The following is a 15,750-nucleotide window of genomic DNA, read 5'->3' on the forward strand; positions in this document are numbered from 1 at the left end:
GTGATGGATTCGCCCACTTCCTTGGTGGCGGTCATGGTCTTTTCGGCGAGTTTGCGAACCTCGTCAGCGACGACGGCGAAGCCTCGGCCTGCCTCGCCGGCGCGTGCGGCCTCGATGGCGGCATTGAGGGCGAGGAGGTTGGTCTGGTCGGCGATGTCGTTAATGACGCCGATGACCTGCCCAATGCCCTGCGCCTGCTGGCCAAGGTCGTGCATGAGTTCCTTGAGGCCGTGGGTCATGCCGTCTACCTGAATGATGGCTTGCTGGGCCTGCGTGACGATGTCTGCACCCTGACGGGCTTGCTCGCGCGTGTTTTCGACGTTGAGGGCTGTCTCCTGCGTGTTGCGGGAAATATCCGTGACAGCGGCGGCCATCTCCACCATGGCGGTGGCGGTTTCCTGCATGCGTTCGCGTTGGGTCTTGGCGCCCTCGGCGATGGTGTCGGTCAGGTCCGTGATGTGCGCGGTGGCGGATGTGGTCTTGCCGACCATGGTGTCCAGCTTGGAGGCGACTTCCGTCATGCCCTGTTCGCGGGCTTCCTCGGCAACGCGGGAGGCCTCGGCGGCTTGGCGGATGGAATTGTCGGCTTCGCGCTGCTGGGCCTCAAGGCGCGCGGCGAGGGCTTCATATTCCTTCCGGTTTTCTTCAAGCTGGCGGATGGCTTCCTTGGCGGCGATGTCGAGGGGCTGCGGCTGGGCGCCCCTGGCCGGGCCGGCCAGTGTTTTGGCGACGGCCTCATTCATGGCGTACGCGCCTTGCGTGGCCAGCATAAAGGATGCGGAGGCCAGTACGGCGACAGCAAAGCTGACCGCGCCGACAAAGGTCATGGACGGATGCCCCAGCAGGGCGGCAAGGGCAAGGCCAAGTGCAAGCAGCACTGCCAAGGTCGTGGTCAGGGTGAAAATGTTTTTGTTCGTCATGGTATCCTCGAAAAAGTAAAACGCCGTGATGGCGGGTGATTGCATGTTGCTTGTTAGGAATTGTTCCTAACAGCGGGTGCAATCTGCCAGAAACCGCACCGGGAGGCAAGGGCTAGTTCATGAGCGGGGCCACCCAGTGAACATAGGCCCAGCGCGCGCCCCACATGCAGAGCGCGGCGTACAATCCGGCAAGAAGGTCGTCTATCATCACGCCAAAGCCGCCGGGGAGCCAGTTTTCTGCGGCTTTAACCGGCCAGGGCTTGGCGATGTCGAAAAGGCGAAACAAGATAAAGCCGAGAAGTATTTGCCACGTGGTCATAATGGGGAAGAGGGCGAAAACCATCCACTGCCCAAGCACTTCGTCAATGACCACACTGCCGGGGTCCTTACTGCCGATGACGGCTTCCGCGCGGGAAGCGGCCAGCCCGCCCACAATAAAGAGCGCGGCGAGAATAAGGCAGCGCACCGTGGGCGACAGGGGCAAAAAGACAAAGGGCGCGGCGATGACGGCGGCGGCGGACCCCCACGTGCCGGGAGCCTTGGGCAGATGGCCGATGGGGCCGAGGGTGGCGAATGCTGTGGCAATGCTGTCGGAGCGGGAAATGTGTGTCATGAAAGCGTGTCCAAATGCATGTTGTGGAATGAATGTGTTGTTTACGCCGACGCAGTAGGAATAGCAAGGCGCACTGCGGCTTTGCAAAATGGTGAAGCGCCCGGGGGACTTGGGCGTCTTCGCTTCGTGCAGACGCTGAAAAGTGGCATGCGGGAGGCGCTTTGCCATGTCTTTGTGCTACGCTGCGGCGGCGTGCAGAGCAAAAAGAGACGGCCCCGGCAAAAGCTGGGGCCGTTTGGCGCGTGTGCGGGCCGGCTAGCGCTCCATGGCGCGTGGCCGGATGGCGCGGATGTCTTGCAAAACGTCCACCAAGTGCGCCAGCGGCATGCCCACGACATTGTTGTAGGAGCCGTTGATGCTCTGTACCAGAAAGCCGCCTTTGCCCTGAATGGCGTAGCTGCCGGCCTTGTCCATGGGTTCGCCGCTGCTGGCGTAGCTGAACAGCACTTCCAGTGGCTGGGGGCCCATGGTGACCTCCGTCGCCACGGTGAAGGCGACGGGCTGGGACGCATGGGGATGAAAGACGGCGCAGCCGGACACCACGCGGTGGGTGTTGTCCACCAGCTTGGAGAGCATGAGCAGGGCCTCGTTTTGATCTGAGGGTTTGCCCATGATTTCGCCGTCCAGCGTGACGACGGTGTCCGAACCGATGACCACGGCGTCCGGATAGTCCTCGGCAACGGCTTCGGCCTTGGCTATGGCCGCGCGCTGGGCGTAGTCCTCCGGTGATTCGTCGGGGGCTGGCGCGGGTTCGTTGCCGGGGGAAGGGATAATGTCGAATTCCAGACCGAGGTTTTCCAGCATTTCGCGCCGCCGGGGGGAGCCGGAGGCGAGAATGATGCGCTGCGCGGCCTCGAAGGGACCGGGCTCTACGATGGGCTCAATATTCATGCGCTCGTCTTTTTCCGTTGGGAGAACACGGGCCGGACGCCTCATGGAGGTGCCCGGCCCGGTTGAATCCTGATGTATTGTCGTGATGCTTAGTTGTCTGTCTGTTCAGCAGTCAGCGCGTCAAGCAGGGCTTCGTCCAAAGTCGGATGCGCCCAGATGATACGGTCTGCGTCGTCTTTCGTCCAGCCGTCATGAACGGCCAATGTTGCCGGGGTGATGAGGTGCGAGACCCCATGCCCTGCGGCGGTGACGCCGCACACGCGGTCTTCATGCCAGCAGACCTTGATGAATCCCTGCACGGCGGCGTGCGCCTGCGCGATGGGATTGGCCGCCAGCATGGCGCGCGAGACGCGTACAGTCATCCCCTTGGCCGTGGCGTCCTCGGGCATAAGGCCGACGCGGAAGCTCTCGGGCGCGCCGTAGACGCACCACGGAACCGGGCCGGATTCGTAGGGCGCCTCGGCGCAGCCTGCGGCATGGAGCGCGGCGTAGCGCCCCTGATGCGAGGCGGTGTGCGCCAGCATGGCCATGCCGTTGACGTCGCCAACGGCGTAGACGTGTGCCGCACAACGCAGGTGCTCGTCAACAGGCAGAAAGCCTTTGGCATCCGGAGTGACGCCAAGGGCGGGCAGATTGAGCCCATCCGTCACCGGTCCGCGTCCGGTGGCAACAAGGGTGATGTCCGCCGTGATGGTGTCGCCGGAGTCCAGCGTCAGCAGGGCATGGTCGTCTTCGGTGACGAGGCTGGCAACGCGTTGGCCGGTGCGGACTTTCCACTTGGCGCGCTTGCACTGGCCGGCAAGGAGTTTGCTGACCTCGGGGTCCTCCCACGGGGCGATGCGGTCCATGGCCTCGACGACGGTGATACGCGAGCCAAGGCGCGAGAAGACGCGCCCAAGCTCCAGCCCGATAACGCCGCCGCCCACGATAAGCAGGTGCTCCGGGACGTCCGTCAGGTCCAGCAGGGCGTCGGAATTGAGCACCTTGTCACCGTCGGGCTGCATGCCGGGGAAGGCCGTTGGCGTGCTGCCGGTGGCAATGACGCAGGCGCCGTATTCAATGGTTGTGGCTTCGTCGCCGTCTATGGCGACGGTGCCGGGCGCGGTAAAGCGCGTGTGCCCGCGCAGAAGCGTGATGCCAAGGCCCGCCAGCTTCTTTTCCATACCCGTGCGGCTTCCGGCAAGGAGCTTGCCCTTGCGGTCCTGCAGGGCGGGGAGGTTGAAGCTGATGTCGCCGGAGGCCACTTTCATTTTGGCCTGCGCGGCGAGGTCGCTGGCGCATTCCGTGGCGCCGAGGAAGAGCTTGGTGGGGATGCAGCCTCTGTTGAGGCAGGTGCCGCCAAGCTCGCCGCGCTCGATGATGGCAACGGATTGCCCGCGCCGCGCGGCTTCCTCCGCGCTGGCAAAGCCGCCGGGACCGGCGCCAATGACCACAAGGTCGTACCGGACGAGGTGGCTAGGCGTCATCGGTCAGCACCATTTGGCGCGCGGCCTTGGTTTCGTCCAGACGGGAGACGGGCAGCGTTGTGGGCGCGGCCTTGACCGCGTCCGGGTCCGTCCGGGCGGTGCGCAGAATGTCGATGAGGGCGTCGGCGAAGTCGTCCAAGGTGGACTTGGCTTCGGTCTCCGTCGGCTCAATCATCAGGCACTCGGGCACGATGAGCGGGAAGTACACCGTGGGCGCGTGGTAGCCCTTGTCGAGCAGGGCTTTGCCCACGTCCAGCGCGCGTACGCCGCCAAGGTCGTCCCCGGTAACCGAGGCCACGAACTCGTGCATGCAGATGCGGTTGTGCGGAACGTGCAGGTCCTTCTCAAGGCGCTTGCGCAGGTAGTTGGCCGCCAGAACGGCGTTTTCGCTGACGCGGATAAGCCCCTTGCGGCCAAGGCGCACGATGTAGGAGTACGCTTTGAGATAGACGCCGAAGTTGCCGTAGAACGGGGCCATGTAGCCGATGCTCTTCGGGTGGTCGTAGTCGAGGACAAAGCGCCCGTCTTCCAGCTTCTTCACGCGGGAGACGGGCAGGTAGGGCCGCAGGCGCTCGCAGACGCCAACCGGACCGGAACCCGGTCCGCCGCCGCCATGGGGCGTGCCAAAGGTCTTGTGCAGGTTCAGGTGCACCACGTCAAAGCCCGCATCGCCAACACGCATTTTGCCGAGGATGGCGTTCATGTTCGCGCCGTCGTAGTAGAGCAGGGCGTCCACGCCGTGGACCATTTCCACAATCTCGGGCAGGTGCTGCTCAAAGAGCCCAAGGGTGTTGGGGCAGGTGAGCATGACGGCGGCGACGTCGTCGTCCAGCGCCTCGCGCAGGGCCTCGGGGTCCACCATGCCGTCCTTGGACTCAATGGAGACGATGTCGAACCCGGCGAGGTGGGCGGAAGCGGGATTGGTGCCGTGGGCGGAGTCCGGGACGATGACCTTGGACTTCTGGTTGCCCTTGTCGGCGTGGTAGGCCGCAATGAGCATGGCGCCCGTCAGTTCGCCGTGCGCGCCCGCCATGGGGTGCAGGGTATAGGCGGCCATGCCTGTGGTCTCGCAGAGCAGGTTTTCCAGCTCGTGCATGACTTCCAGCGCGCCTTGGGTGAAGTGTCCCGCGCCCTTTAGCTGGGCCATCAGCGGATGCAGACGGGTGAAGCCGGGCAGGGCGGCGGCCTGTTCCATGAACTTGGGGTTGTACTTCATGGTGCAGGAGCCAAGGGGATAGAACGTGCTGTCGACGCCGTAGTTGAGGTGGGACAGGCGCGTAAAGTGGCGCACCACGTCCAGCTCGCCAAGTTCGGGCAGTTCGGCGGGGGCGGAGCGGCGCATGCCTTCGGGCAGGAAGTCCGCCGTGCAGCAGTCCGGCTTGGAGATGCACACGCCCCGGCGTCCGGGGGTGGACTGGGCAAACATGGTTTTCATCGCAGCAGGCCTCCCATCATCTCGGCAAGGATGCCCACATCCTCGCTGGTATGCTTTTCCGTACAGGCCACCAGCAGGCAGTCCTCAAGGCCGTTGTAGTAGCGGCCAAGGGGGAAGCCCGGCACGTAGCCGCGTTCCGTCAGGCGGTCCATCACCTCATAGGCAGGGACGGGCAGGCGGATGGCGAATTCGTTGCAGAATGGGGCGTCCGACAGCATCTGTACGCCGGGCAGAGCGGTGAGGCGCAGGGCGGCCTCGTGCGCGGTGTGCGAGGCCTTGAGGGCGACGCGCTCCATGCCGCAGGGACCAAGCAGGCTCATGTAGGCCAGTGCGCGCAGGGCGCACAGGGACTGGTTGGAGCAGATGTTGGAGGTCGCCTTCTGCCGCCGGATGTGCTGCTCACGCGCTTGCAGGGTCAGCACGTAGCCGGTGCGGCCCTCGGTGTCCGTGGTGCGCCCGGCGATGCGGCCGGGCATCTGGCGGACCATTTTCTTGGTGCAGGTCATGATGCCAAGGTAGGGGCCGCCAAAGGACAGCGGCATGCCAAGGCTCTGTCCCTCGGCCACGGCGATGTCCGCGCCCATCTCGCCCGGCGTCTTGAGGACGCTTTGCATGAGCGGATACACGGAGATGACGCTTTTGGCCTTTACCGAGCGGGCGTGCTCGCACAGGGCGGTGAAGTCGTTGACGTTGCCGAAGAAGTTGGGATTCTGCACCACCACGGCGGCGGTGGCGTCGTCCACGGCGTCAATGAGGGCGTCGATGTCGGTGTTGCCGTCCTTGTGGGGGACGGTGACGAGGTCCAGCTTGAGGTTGGACGTGTAGGACGCCAGCATGATGCGGTAGATGGGAGAAAGGGCTTCGCTGATGACGAGCTTGGTGCGCTTGGTGGCGCGCACGCCCATCATCATGGCCTCAAAGATGGCGGAGCCGCCGTCGTAGACCGAGGCGTTGGCGCAGTCCATGTCCAGCAGTCTGGCGATGGCTGTTTGGTATTCGAAGATGGCTTGCAGGGTGCCCTGCGAGGCTTCGGGCTGGTAGGGCGTATAGGCTGTGGCAAATTCGCCACGGTTGGTCAGGGTGTCGACGGCGGCGGGGATGTGGTGGTCATAGAACCCCGCCCCAAGAAAGCTGACGACATCCACTTTGTTTTTGGCGGCCAGACGCTCCATATGCGCCATGACTTCCATTTCACTCTTGCCTTCGGGCAGGTCAAAGCTGGCGGGTCGCAGCTGTGGCCCAATGTCGGCAAACAGCTCGTCCATGGACGAAACGCCCACGGTGTCGAGCATTTGCCTTGTTTCGTCCTCGGTGTGCGGGACGTACGGCATGGTGGTGCTCCTGCGGGGGCTTGAGGCTAGTGGGAATCGGCGTTGACGACGGCTTCGTACTCCTCGGGCGTGAGCAGGCCTTCGGGCTGGGCGGAGAGGGTGATGGTGAACATCCAGCCGCTGGCATACGGGTCTTCATTGACCTTTTCCGGGGCGTCCTCCAGCTCCTCGTTGACGCTGGCCACGGTGCCGGCGACGGGGGCGTAGATTTCGCTGGCGGCCTTCACGGACTCCACGGAGCCGATTTCATCCCCAACCTCAAACGATTCGCCAACCTCGGGAAGCTCCACATAGGTCAGGTCGCCAAGCTGCTCCTGCGCGAAATGGGTGATGCCGATGGTGGCGGTTTCGCCCTCTATGCGTACCCACTCGTGGGATTTGGCGTACAGCAGGTCCTTTGGAATCACGGTCGCACCTCCTTGGTGTATGGCCGGGGCCCGGCGCTGCGGCGCATGGGCCGTTCGGATGGGTTCTCGTGTTGCGGCGTAGGACGCAAAACACAGCGCGTCCGAGCACACTGCGGACATATCCTTTTGCAGAAATGCGTGCAAGGGGAGAGTGTTAGAGAGATGCTAAAGAACGCTGCGCGGAAAAGGCGGGGGCGCACAGCGCGCCGAAAGAGGACGTGCCGCCGGGAGCGGCCGTCCTCTATGGTTGACAAGAGTGGTGAAGGGGACGAAAAGAACGGGCGTCCTATGCCTCCACGGCTTTGCCTTGGCCCTCCTTGAGCTGGATGGACAACCCAAGGTTGCGCATCTCGTTCAGGAGTGTTTTCTTGCGGATGGGCTTGACGAGGTAGGACGTGGCTTCGCCAAGAAAGAAGGCGTCGTGCAGTTCCTTGGTATCGTCAAGGGCGGAAATCATCACCGTTTTGATGCGGGCCTCATCTGAGATGCCGCGTTCGGTTTCGATTTCGCGGATTTCCTGAAGCGCTTCCTGCCCGTCCATGTTCGGCATGATGATGTCAAGGCAGATGAGGTCGTAGGGTTCGTCATTGTTGAGCGAACGCTTAAAGGCCTCCACCGCCTCTTCGCCATCAACGGCAACATCGCAGTATCCGTAGGGATACAGTATTTTCTGCATGAGCCGCCGGCTGTCGAAGTCGTCGTCGACTATCAGAAATCGCATCGGTTCCCCCATATGTTGTGAGTATCCTGCGTAATGTGTTCCTTAAAGGATTTTGCCGCGCGTTGCAATATTCGCCAACAGGTTGAGATGCTTGGCAAGAGGGCGTAAAGTGCATTTGCCTGCGCCCGGGAAGGCCCGTGGCGTGCGATTTTTTGCGGAGTGATAAATAATGGATTTCTTTCGTGCCATCGGCATTTCTTTTTTTCTGACCGTGGTTTTGGCCACCTCGGCCATGGCGGCGGGACCGGGCAGCACGGTGAACCCGTGGCTGGCCTCCGCCGTGCGCATAGGGGCCATGGTGCTGACCTTTGCGGGCATCATTTTCTTTTTGCGGTATCTGTACGGCCCACAAGGAAAATTTCGGCCGAAGGAATTTGGCACGGAGCATATAGACGAGCGCCGTCAGCGCAAGGCCGCCTTGGCGGGCCTGCGGCGCGACGTGGCTGAGGGGCGGATATCGAAAGACGAATATGCCGCCGAGCGAGAGAGGATTGAACGCGCATGAAGACTTTTGACATAACGCCGCACCTTGCCTTTTTTGACGAGTATGTGCGGCGGTTTCGTGGCGACAGCGACGAGGATAGGGAAAATGTGGACCTGAAGCGGGACCACAGCCTGCGTGTGCTGGATGAAGCCCGCATGATTACTGCCAGCCTCAGCGGCGACGGCAACATGACGGCGGAGCTTATGCATCTGGTGCATTTGGCCGCGCTGTATCATGATCTTGGGCGCTTTCCGCAGTATGCGCGCTGGCGCACCTTTGACGACAGCGTGTCCGAGAATCACGGCCGCCTTGGCCTCAAGGCCCTGCGGGAGGAAGGCGTGATAGCGGACCTGCCCGAGGACCAGCGCAAGCTGGTGCAGACCGTGGTCTGCCTGCATAACCGCCGTTTTATGCCGCGTGGTCTGCCTGCGGACGTGGACACCGCCCTGCGGGTGGTGCGCGACGCGGACAAGCTGGACATCATCCGTGTGGTGCTGTCCTATTTCAGCCCGGACGCACATGAAAATTCCGTGGTGACCCTCGGCCTTGTGGACGACCCGGCATCGTATACGCCGGTTCTGCTGGAGCGTCTTGCCTCCCACAAGCAGGCCAAGTACACGGAGATGCAGTATTTCAACGACTTCCGGCTTATGCTGATGAGTTGGACGTATGATCTCAATTTCGCCGCCAGCAAGATGGCGGTGCTGGAGCGCGGGTTCTTTGATGCCTTGGCGCAGGGCTTGCCGGACAAGCCGGAACTGCGCGATGCGGTCCGCCGTGTCCGGCGCGACCTTGAGGCCCGCCCCGCCTGCTCCGCCTAGCATTTCGCTCAGGCACTGCATGCGACAAGCGCCCCGATACGGCATGGCCGTGGCGGGGCGCTTTGCGTCTTGTGGCTGAGGGTGGACTACGGCGTCAAGAGTTCCGAAACGCGCTCCACATAGGCGTCGATGTGCTCCATGACGTGCTCCGGCACGTCCGCGAAGCGGATGCCGATGTCCGTGCCCGCCGCACTGCGGGAGATGCGCCGCACGCAGCCCGTGAGCAGGTTGCCGGGGCCGGTGGCCAGGAAGATGGCGCTTTCAATGCCCACTTCGTCGTTGATATCAACGGCATGGTCCGAGCCTGTGAGGCTGATGCGGCAGCCGCCGGTGCTGATGTCCGTGATGACGGTGTCTACCAGCTCCCCCCGCAGCCAAGCCGAAGCCGGGAAGGAGCACTCCACCCTATGGCGCTGGCGCAGGTTGTGGGACTCCACGGATGTTGGAAAGTCGAGAAACAGCAGGCGTTGGGGCTTGGCGATGCGCCCTTGCACTGTGGTGACAAAGCCCCAGACGTTGCCATCTTTGATGTAGCGGACCACCACGGTATTTCCGGTGTAGGTGTGGTCGTACACATCCGGGTGTGTGGCGGACGGCGGCATATGCACGATGAAGCAGCGCCCTCTGTCCTGCCCGATGTAGCGGGTAGGAATGCGTTTGCCGAGGCCTGCCGCGTCGATCACAAGGCGTGTTCCGGGACGCAGGTGGTACAGGCTGTCCGGAATGCTGCTGGGGCGTTGTTGCGTGGCGTGAGCGGTTGTTTGTGTCATGGTTCCTGTTGCATGGTTGAGTCTGCGAATATGGAAGCGTGTGACATAGACGGCTATGAGGGACAATAGGATTTTCGCCTAAAGAGGTGGGGATTTCTCACAGGAGCGACAAGGTTCTTTTTTGGCGGGAAATGGGATACCGTTTTTTTCAGGCACGGCAATGAACTTCGACCATCATATGCAAGAGAGACTGGCGTGACTGCGGAAGCTGAACAGACTGTCGACATCACGGAAATGCCCCTTGAGGGAATTGCCGCCTATTGGCTGTCCCTCAAAAAGATTATGGGAACCAAGGTCACGGCCAAGGCCGCGCAGGAGGAAGCCGAGCGCACCGAAGAGCCGTACATTAAATATTTGCTGGAGACGGCCTTCACCGGCCTGACGGACGAGCAGTTTCGGCGCGTGTGCGTCATCCGCGCGCAGACCTCCCTTGATGGACTGCGCCAGCGCCTTGGCCTTATGCGCGAGGCGCACCTGTCCATGGCGGCGGGGGAGAACCCGCGCAAGTCGCTGGTGCGCATGGCCGCATGTTTTCCCTGCCAGCACATGCCGGAGGAAAAAATCACCCGCATGGCGCTGGAGATGGTCAAAAAGGCCCGTGCGGGCAACACGCAGGAGTATCTGGTCACCGTGGATACCCGCATGCCCGCCGACCAGCTGCTGGTTAAACTGATGTTTTACGTCATCTGGGCGCGGCACGAGGGCACAAGCACCATTGAACCCTTTGCCGAGAGTTCCCGGTGCGTATTCTTTCGCGAGGGATTGACCCTCGTCAGCGACGGCTTCGACCGGAGCTTTATCAAAACCTGTCTGGATGCCCGGTACGACGGCATCCTGCATGAGGCGGAACGCAAAATGGCCATGGCGGCGGAGCTTGCCACGGCCCTGCGCACGCGCTGTTCCTATGAGGACATGTTCGCGGTGGCGCAGGCGTATTTGTAGCGCGCCTCATCCCTCTTTAGCCAAACGAGATACAGCAGAATATGCAAAGCGATAGACCTACCGGCGACGTCAGCGAGAATGGCGTCTGGAGTGCTGTGGTCCCCCGGACCATGGGCGGTGAGCGGCTGGATGTGTTTTTGTCCTCGGCCTTCAAGGACGGCGGCCTCTCGCGCAGCAAGATTCAAAGCCTTATCAAGTCCGGCAGCGCCAGCGTGGACGGCGAAGTCGCCCGCAAGCCCAAGCTCAAGCTCTCCGGCGGCGAGACCATCACCCTTACGGTGGACCTCCCCTCGGCTGAGCTTGCGCCGGAGGATGCGCCGCTCGACGTCATCCACGCTGATGAGCACCTTGTGGTGGTGAACAAGCCGTGGGGATTGACGGTGCATCCCGCCCCCGCCCAGCCGAGCGGTACCCTCGTGAACCGTTTGGCGCATCACTTTCCCGCCATCATGAGCATGGAGGGCGAGCGCCCCGGCATTGTCCACCGCATCGACAAGGACACCTCTGGGCTGCTGCTTGTGGCCCTTGATGAAAAGACGCGCCTTGCCCTCAGCGCCGCCTTTGCCGGGCGCGATGTGGACAAGGACTATCTTGCCATTGTCCATGGTGTGCCGCAGGACGAGTCCTCGGGCCGACAGACCGGCACCATCGACGCCCCCCTCGGCCGCGACCCCAAAAGCAAAACCAAGATGGCTGTGGTGGACAAGGGCGGGCGCGACGCGCTGTCCGAGTGGGAAGTGCTGTGGTCCAGCCCGGACGGGCGCGCCAGCCTTGTGCGGGTACACATCTTTACCGGGCGCACGCATCAAATTCGCGTGCACATGGCCCACATCGGCCATCCGCTCATGGGCGATGCCATCTACGGCGCGCGCCAGCACAAGGAGTGGCTGCGCGACTCCGGCCATGACGAATCCCTTGCCCCCCGCCAGATGCTGCATGCGTGGCGGCTTGGCTTTACGCATCCTACGACGGAGCAGGACATGCGCTTTGTGCTTGAGCCGCCCGAGGATTTCCGCCGCCTGCTGTTTACGCTGGCGCGGACCACGGTGCGCCTTGGCGTGGTGGGTATGCCCGGTTGCGGCAAGTCCGCGCTGTCGGGCTTTTTGCGAGAGGCCGGGGTGCCGGTCTTTAGCGCCGACGATGCAGTTGCCGCGCTCTATGAGCACGGCGAGGACGGCTGGACCCTCGTCCGCCGCCGCTTTGGCGAGGAGTACGCCCCGGACGGCGAGCCTGTGGCCAAGGGCCGCCTGTTTGCCGGGATGCGCCAGTCCGAGGACTTCCGGCGCGAGGTGCTCGACATTGTGCATCCCCTTGTGCAGCACAGGCTTGAGGAGTTTTGGGCGCAGCACGCGGACGCTCCCGTTGCCGCTGCCGAGGTGCCGCTTTTGGTCGAAGGCGGCTGGGACGAGCGGGGAATTGTGGATATGGTGGTTGGTGTGCATTGCCCCGAAGCCGTCCGCCGTGGCAGACTGGAAGACCGGGGCTGGGACGAGGCCACCATGGCCGCCCTTGAAGCGTGGCAGTGGCCCGAGGCCGACAAGCTGGCCCGCTGCGCCCACGTCGTGGAAAACGGCGGCACCTTGGACGACCTGCACGCCGAAGCCCGGCGCTTGCTCCAGCGTATCGACGCCGACAGGCGCGCCGATGAGGAGCGCGAGCACCAGCGCATTATGGCGCTGTGGAGCGGCGATAATGACGCCTCCGCTGGCGCTGACACGACAGCCTCGTAGAGCACGGTTTTTGACTGCGCGCATGGACCGGGGCGGGCGGATGAGCCGCCTGCCCCGGGCGCGCCGTGCTCCTGCCGTCCCGTGGCGTTGGCTTAACATTTCGTAACGCAAGCAGGGAGGCCCTTCATGTTCCCCATTCGCGACAATATCCCCCGCGTGCACAAGCCCTACGCGGTTTGGGCGCTCATTGTCGCGAACACCATTGTTTTTGCCTTCACCATCTACATGCCCGAGCGCGAAGCCGCGCTGATGTTTCATCTGCTGGGCGTGGTGCCCTCGCGCTTTGCCGACCCCGTTCTTGCCAGCAGTTTGGGCTATCCGCCCGGCGGCTTTTACGCCTTTTTTTCCTACATGTTTCTGCACGGCAGCTGGATGCATTTCATCGTCAACATGTGGACGCTGTGGATTTTTGCGGACAACATTGAGGATGTGATGGGACCGGTGCGGTTTGTGCTCTTTTATCTGCTGTGCGGGCTGGCCGCGCTGGTGGCGCATATGCTGTTTAACCTGCATTCGCAGGTGCCCGTGGTGGGGGCCAGCGGGGCCATCGCCGGGGTGATGGGGGCGTATTTTCTGCTCTATCCTCACGCGCGCGTTATTACCGTTATTCCCATCGTCATCATTCCCTTCATTATTGAGATTCCGGCCATTGTGTACCTTGGCGTGTGGTTCTTTTCACAATTCTTTTCCGGGGTGTTTTCCGCCATTTCGCCGGAGCAGGGCGGCGGCATTGCGTGGTGGGCGCATGCTGGGGGCTTTGTGGCTGGGATGGTGCTATTGCCCGCATTTCGCATGAAGGGGCGGTGCTATTTTTGCCGGATTCCCGAGGGCGACCCCGGGGCCGTGCGCTCGCGCAGGCGGCATTGAAAACGGCCACCTGCGCCCATACGAGAGTGGACATTTTTCAGATTCTGATTATGTCTTTGGGGCGCTTCGGGCTTACGTGCCGTTGCGAGAAACCACCGAAAGGAACCGCGATATGCTGAAAATCGAAGATCTCCACGTAAATATCGGCGACAAGGAAGTGCTGAAGGGCATTGACTTGCACATTGCCGAGGGTGAGACGTTCATCCTGTTCGGCCCCAACGGCTCCGGCAAGACCACGCTCTTGATGACGCTGATGGGTTTTGGAAACTACTCCATCACGGGTGGCCGTATCCTGTTCAAGGGGCACGACATCACCTACGCGCCCATTCACGAGCGTGCGCGCCTTGGCATCGGCATGTCGTTCCAGCGTCCGCCGACGATTCACGGCCTGAAGACCCGCAACCTCGTGGAAATGTGTGGCCTCCACGGGCACAACGGCACCACGCCCGTTGACGACCTCGCCGAGCGCGTCAATTTTTCCAGCTTCCTCGACCGCGACATCAACGCCGGATTCTCCGGTGGCGAAATCAAGCGTTCCGAGCTGCTCCAGCTCATGGCTCAGGCCCCGGACCTCGTCCTCTTTGACGAGCCTGAATCCGGCGTGGACCTTGAGAACATGAAGCTCATCGGCAAGACCGCGCGCAAGCTGCTGGACGGTTTCGTGACCCCGCATCCCGAATTGTCCATGAAGGAGATGAAGTCCAGCCACAAGCGCTCCGGACTCATTATCACCCACACCGGCTACATTCTTGATTACATCAACGCTGACCGTGGTCAGGTGATGTACAACGGCCATCTGTGCTGTGAGGCCCGCCCCCGCGACATTCTGGAGCATGTGGGCAAGTACGGCTATCAGGAATGCGTTCGCTGTCTGACCAAATAACGACAACGCCTTTGCGGAGAGAGATATGAAAGACGTCAATCTGTCCGATTTTTCGTTCTCGGGCGCGGAATCCGCGTCCATTGAGGACCTGCGGACGCTGGACCCCGCAGACAAGAAGCGGCTGCTCATGGCAGGTGTGGATGTCAACGAGCAGGACCGCGCCGGAAGCTTTCTGCACATGAACCACAGCGCCGTGCACTGCACCACCACGCAGCAGGGCGTTGAACTCATGGACATCAAGGCCGCCCTCAAGAAATACGACGGCCTGCCCCAGCACTACTGGAACCTCATGGACCCGGACAAGGATGAGTTCACCCGCGCCGCCCGCGAAAACCTGCACGGCGGCTACTTCATCCGTACCGAAAAGGGCGCCAAGCTTACCGCGCCCGTGCAGTCCTGTCTGTTCATGAAGGGCAACAAGGTCGGCCAGAACGTGCACAACATCGTCATCGTCGAGGACGATTCCGAGCTGCATCTCATCACCGGTTGCGCCGTTTCCAGCGCCACCGAAGCCGCGGCCCATCTTGGCATTTCCGAGTTTTACATCGGCAAGAACGCCAAGCTGACCTTCACCATGATTCACAACTGGGGCGAAGAAGTCGTCGTCCGGCCCCGCACCCGCGGCGTCATTCAGGCTGGCGGCGAGTTTCAGAACAACTACGTGCTCATGAAGCCCGTAGGCAATCTGCAGTCCAGCCCCATCATCGACCTTGACGGCGCCGGCGCCCGCGCGCGCCTCAACTCCGTCATCGTCGCGCCCAAAGGCTCCTACGTGAACTCCGGCGGCGTGCTGAATCTCAACGCCCCGGATACCCGCGGCGAGATCATTTCCCGCACCCTGACCACCGGCGGCACCATCGTCGCCCCCGGACGCATCTCCGCCAAAGCCGTGCCCGCTCGCGGGCATCTGGAGTGCAAGGGGCTCATCCTTGGCGATGGCCGCATTCACGCCATCCCCGAACTGGACGGGCATCTCGAAGGCGTGGAACTCTCCCACGAAGCCGCCGTCGGCAAAATCGCGCAGGAAGAAATCGAATACCTGCAGGCCCGTGGTCTCGATGAGGACGAAGCAACGTCCACCATCGTGCGCGGCTTCCTCAATGTCGAAATGGACGGCCTGCCCAGCGAACTGCAGACCGCCATCGAAGAGCAGATTAACCAGCTCGACGCCAGCGACGCCATGTAGCGACGCATGCAGAGCTTCCGCGCTTTTCAAGGCGCCCCGGTCCGCAGACCGGGGCGCCTTTTTCGTTTGGACGGACGGTGGAGGGAGTGCCGCCCATTTTGTGCTCCGCAGGCTTAAGGATTTCATCCTTAAGAATCCTGTTCATACGCCACGTTTTCCACGACCGAGGCGGCTGCAATCATGGCCTTTCGTCAGCCTTGAGCGGGGCGGGGGACTGTCCATGGGTGCGGCCGCGCAGAGCCCTTTTTTCGGGCTGGCTTCCAGCCCGAAAACCTCGGGATTT

General features: G+C 62.5%; 16 protein-coding genes. 7 read left to right on the forward strand and 9 right to left on the reverse strand.

The window, feature by feature from the left end; all coding sequences use genetic code 11:
• The 8 genes from ACY69P_RS05690 to ACY69P_RS05725 form a co-directional block, all read right to left on the reverse strand.
• Positions 1-920, reverse strand: a 920-nt coding sequence (locus tag ACY69P_RS05690; protein ID WP_462326836.1) for a methyl-accepting chemotaxis protein, incomplete at its 3' end; no start/stop codon positions are given.
• A 112-nt stretch (positions 921-1,032) separates the two neighbouring features.
• On the reverse strand, positions 1,033-1,533 hold the full coding sequence (locus ACY69P_RS05695) for a phosphatidylglycerophosphatase A family protein (protein ID WP_462326837.1): 501 nt from the start codon (positions 1,531-1,533) through the stop codon (positions 1,033-1,035).
• A gap of 255 nt (positions 1,534-1,788) precedes the next feature.
• Positions 1,789-2,424: a Maf family protein gene (locus ACY69P_RS05700; protein WP_404844359.1), complete on the reverse strand. Its 636-nt coding sequence runs from the start codon at positions 2,422-2,424 to the stop codon at positions 1,789-1,791.
• An 89-nt stretch (positions 2,425-2,513) separates the two neighbouring features.
• Complete coding sequence (locus ACY69P_RS05705; RefSeq protein WP_462326838.1) at positions 2,514-3,890, reverse strand: dihydrolipoyl dehydrogenase family protein; 1,377 nt, start codon at positions 3,888-3,890, stop codon at positions 2,514-2,516.
• Positions 3,880-5,325 carry an aminomethyl-transferring glycine dehydrogenase subunit GcvPB gene (gene gcvPB / locus ACY69P_RS05710; RefSeq protein WP_462326839.1) on the reverse strand — a complete coding sequence of 482 codons (1,446 nt, stop codon included), beginning with the start codon at positions 5,323-5,325 and terminating at the stop codon, positions 3,880-3,882. Before gcvPB ends, ACY69P_RS05705 begins: the two co-directional genes overlap by 11 nt.
• Positions 5,322-6,656, reverse strand: coding sequence for an aminomethyl-transferring glycine dehydrogenase subunit GcvPA (gene gcvPA / locus ACY69P_RS05715; protein ID WP_462326840.1), 1,335 nt, complete (start codon positions 6,654-6,656; stop codon positions 5,322-5,324). The genes gcvPB and gcvPA overlap by 4 nt, the downstream gene beginning before the upstream one ends.
• 26 nt (positions 6,657-6,682) lie before the next feature.
• Positions 6,683-7,063 (reverse strand): glycine cleavage system protein GcvH, encoded by a 381-nt coding sequence (gene gcvH / locus ACY69P_RS05720; protein WP_462326841.1) that lies wholly within the window; start codon positions 7,061-7,063, stop codon positions 6,683-6,685.
• A gap of 286 nt (positions 7,064-7,349) precedes the next feature.
• The gene (locus ACY69P_RS05725) at positions 7,350-7,784 is read right to left on the reverse strand and encodes a response regulator (protein WP_404844364.1); all 435 of its coding nucleotides are present in this window, start codon (positions 7,782-7,784) and stop codon (positions 7,350-7,352) included.
• A gap of 169 nt (positions 7,785-7,953) precedes the next feature.
• On the opposite strand from ACY69P_RS05725, the gene ACY69P_RS05730 reads away from it, so the two are divergent.
• Both ACY69P_RS05730 and ACY69P_RS05735 read left to right on the forward strand, forming a co-directional pair.
• Positions 7,954-8,289 (forward strand): hypothetical protein, encoded by a 336-nt coding sequence (locus ACY69P_RS05730; protein WP_462326842.1) that lies wholly within the window; start codon positions 7,954-7,956, stop codon positions 8,287-8,289.
• Positions 8,286-9,089, forward strand: a complete 804-nt coding sequence (locus ACY69P_RS05735; protein ID WP_459898978.1) for an HD domain-containing protein — start codon at positions 8,286-8,288, stop codon at positions 9,087-9,089. Before ACY69P_RS05730 ends, ACY69P_RS05735 begins: the two co-directional genes overlap by 4 nt.
• Before the next feature lie 86 nt (positions 9,090-9,175).
• On the opposite strand, the gene ACY69P_RS05740 is transcribed toward ACY69P_RS05735, so the two are convergent.
• Entirely contained in the window at positions 9,176-9,859 is a 684-nt protein-coding gene (locus ACY69P_RS05740; RefSeq protein ID WP_459898980.1) for a flagellar brake protein, read from the reverse strand.
• A gap of 195 nt (positions 9,860-10,054) precedes the next feature.
• Between ACY69P_RS05740 and ACY69P_RS05745 the strand changes: the two genes are divergently transcribed.
• The 5 genes from ACY69P_RS05745 (at position 10,055) to ACY69P_RS05765 (ending at position 15,467) form a co-directional block, all read left to right on the forward strand.
• Complete coding sequence (locus ACY69P_RS05745; RefSeq protein ID WP_459898982.1) at positions 10,055-10,801, forward strand: hypothetical protein; 747 nt, start codon at positions 10,055-10,057, stop codon at positions 10,799-10,801.
• Positions 10,802-10,842: 41 nt separating this feature from the next.
• Positions 10,843-12,531, forward strand: a complete 1,689-nt coding sequence (locus ACY69P_RS05750; protein WP_462326843.1) for a dephospho-CoA kinase — start codon at positions 10,843-10,845, stop codon at positions 12,529-12,531.
• Between the two features lie 126 nt (positions 12,532-12,657).
• Positions 12,658-13,398 (forward strand): rhomboid family intramembrane serine protease, encoded by a 741-nt coding sequence (locus tag ACY69P_RS05755; RefSeq protein WP_462326844.1) that lies wholly within the window; start codon positions 12,658-12,660, stop codon positions 13,396-13,398.
• Positions 13,399-13,510: 112 nt separating this feature from the next.
• Positions 13,511-14,281 (forward strand): ABC transporter ATP-binding protein, encoded by a 771-nt coding sequence (locus ACY69P_RS05760; RefSeq protein WP_459898987.1) that lies wholly within the window; start codon positions 13,511-13,513, stop codon positions 14,279-14,281.
• A gap of 25 nt (positions 14,282-14,306) precedes the next feature.
• Positions 14,307-15,467 (forward strand): SufB/SufD family protein, encoded by a 1,161-nt coding sequence (locus ACY69P_RS05765; RefSeq protein ID WP_404844372.1) that lies wholly within the window; start codon positions 14,307-14,309, stop codon positions 15,465-15,467.
• Positions 15,468-15,750 lie beyond the last annotated feature (283 nt).

The sequence above is a fragment of the Desulfobaculum sp. genome, assembly GCF_054921475.1.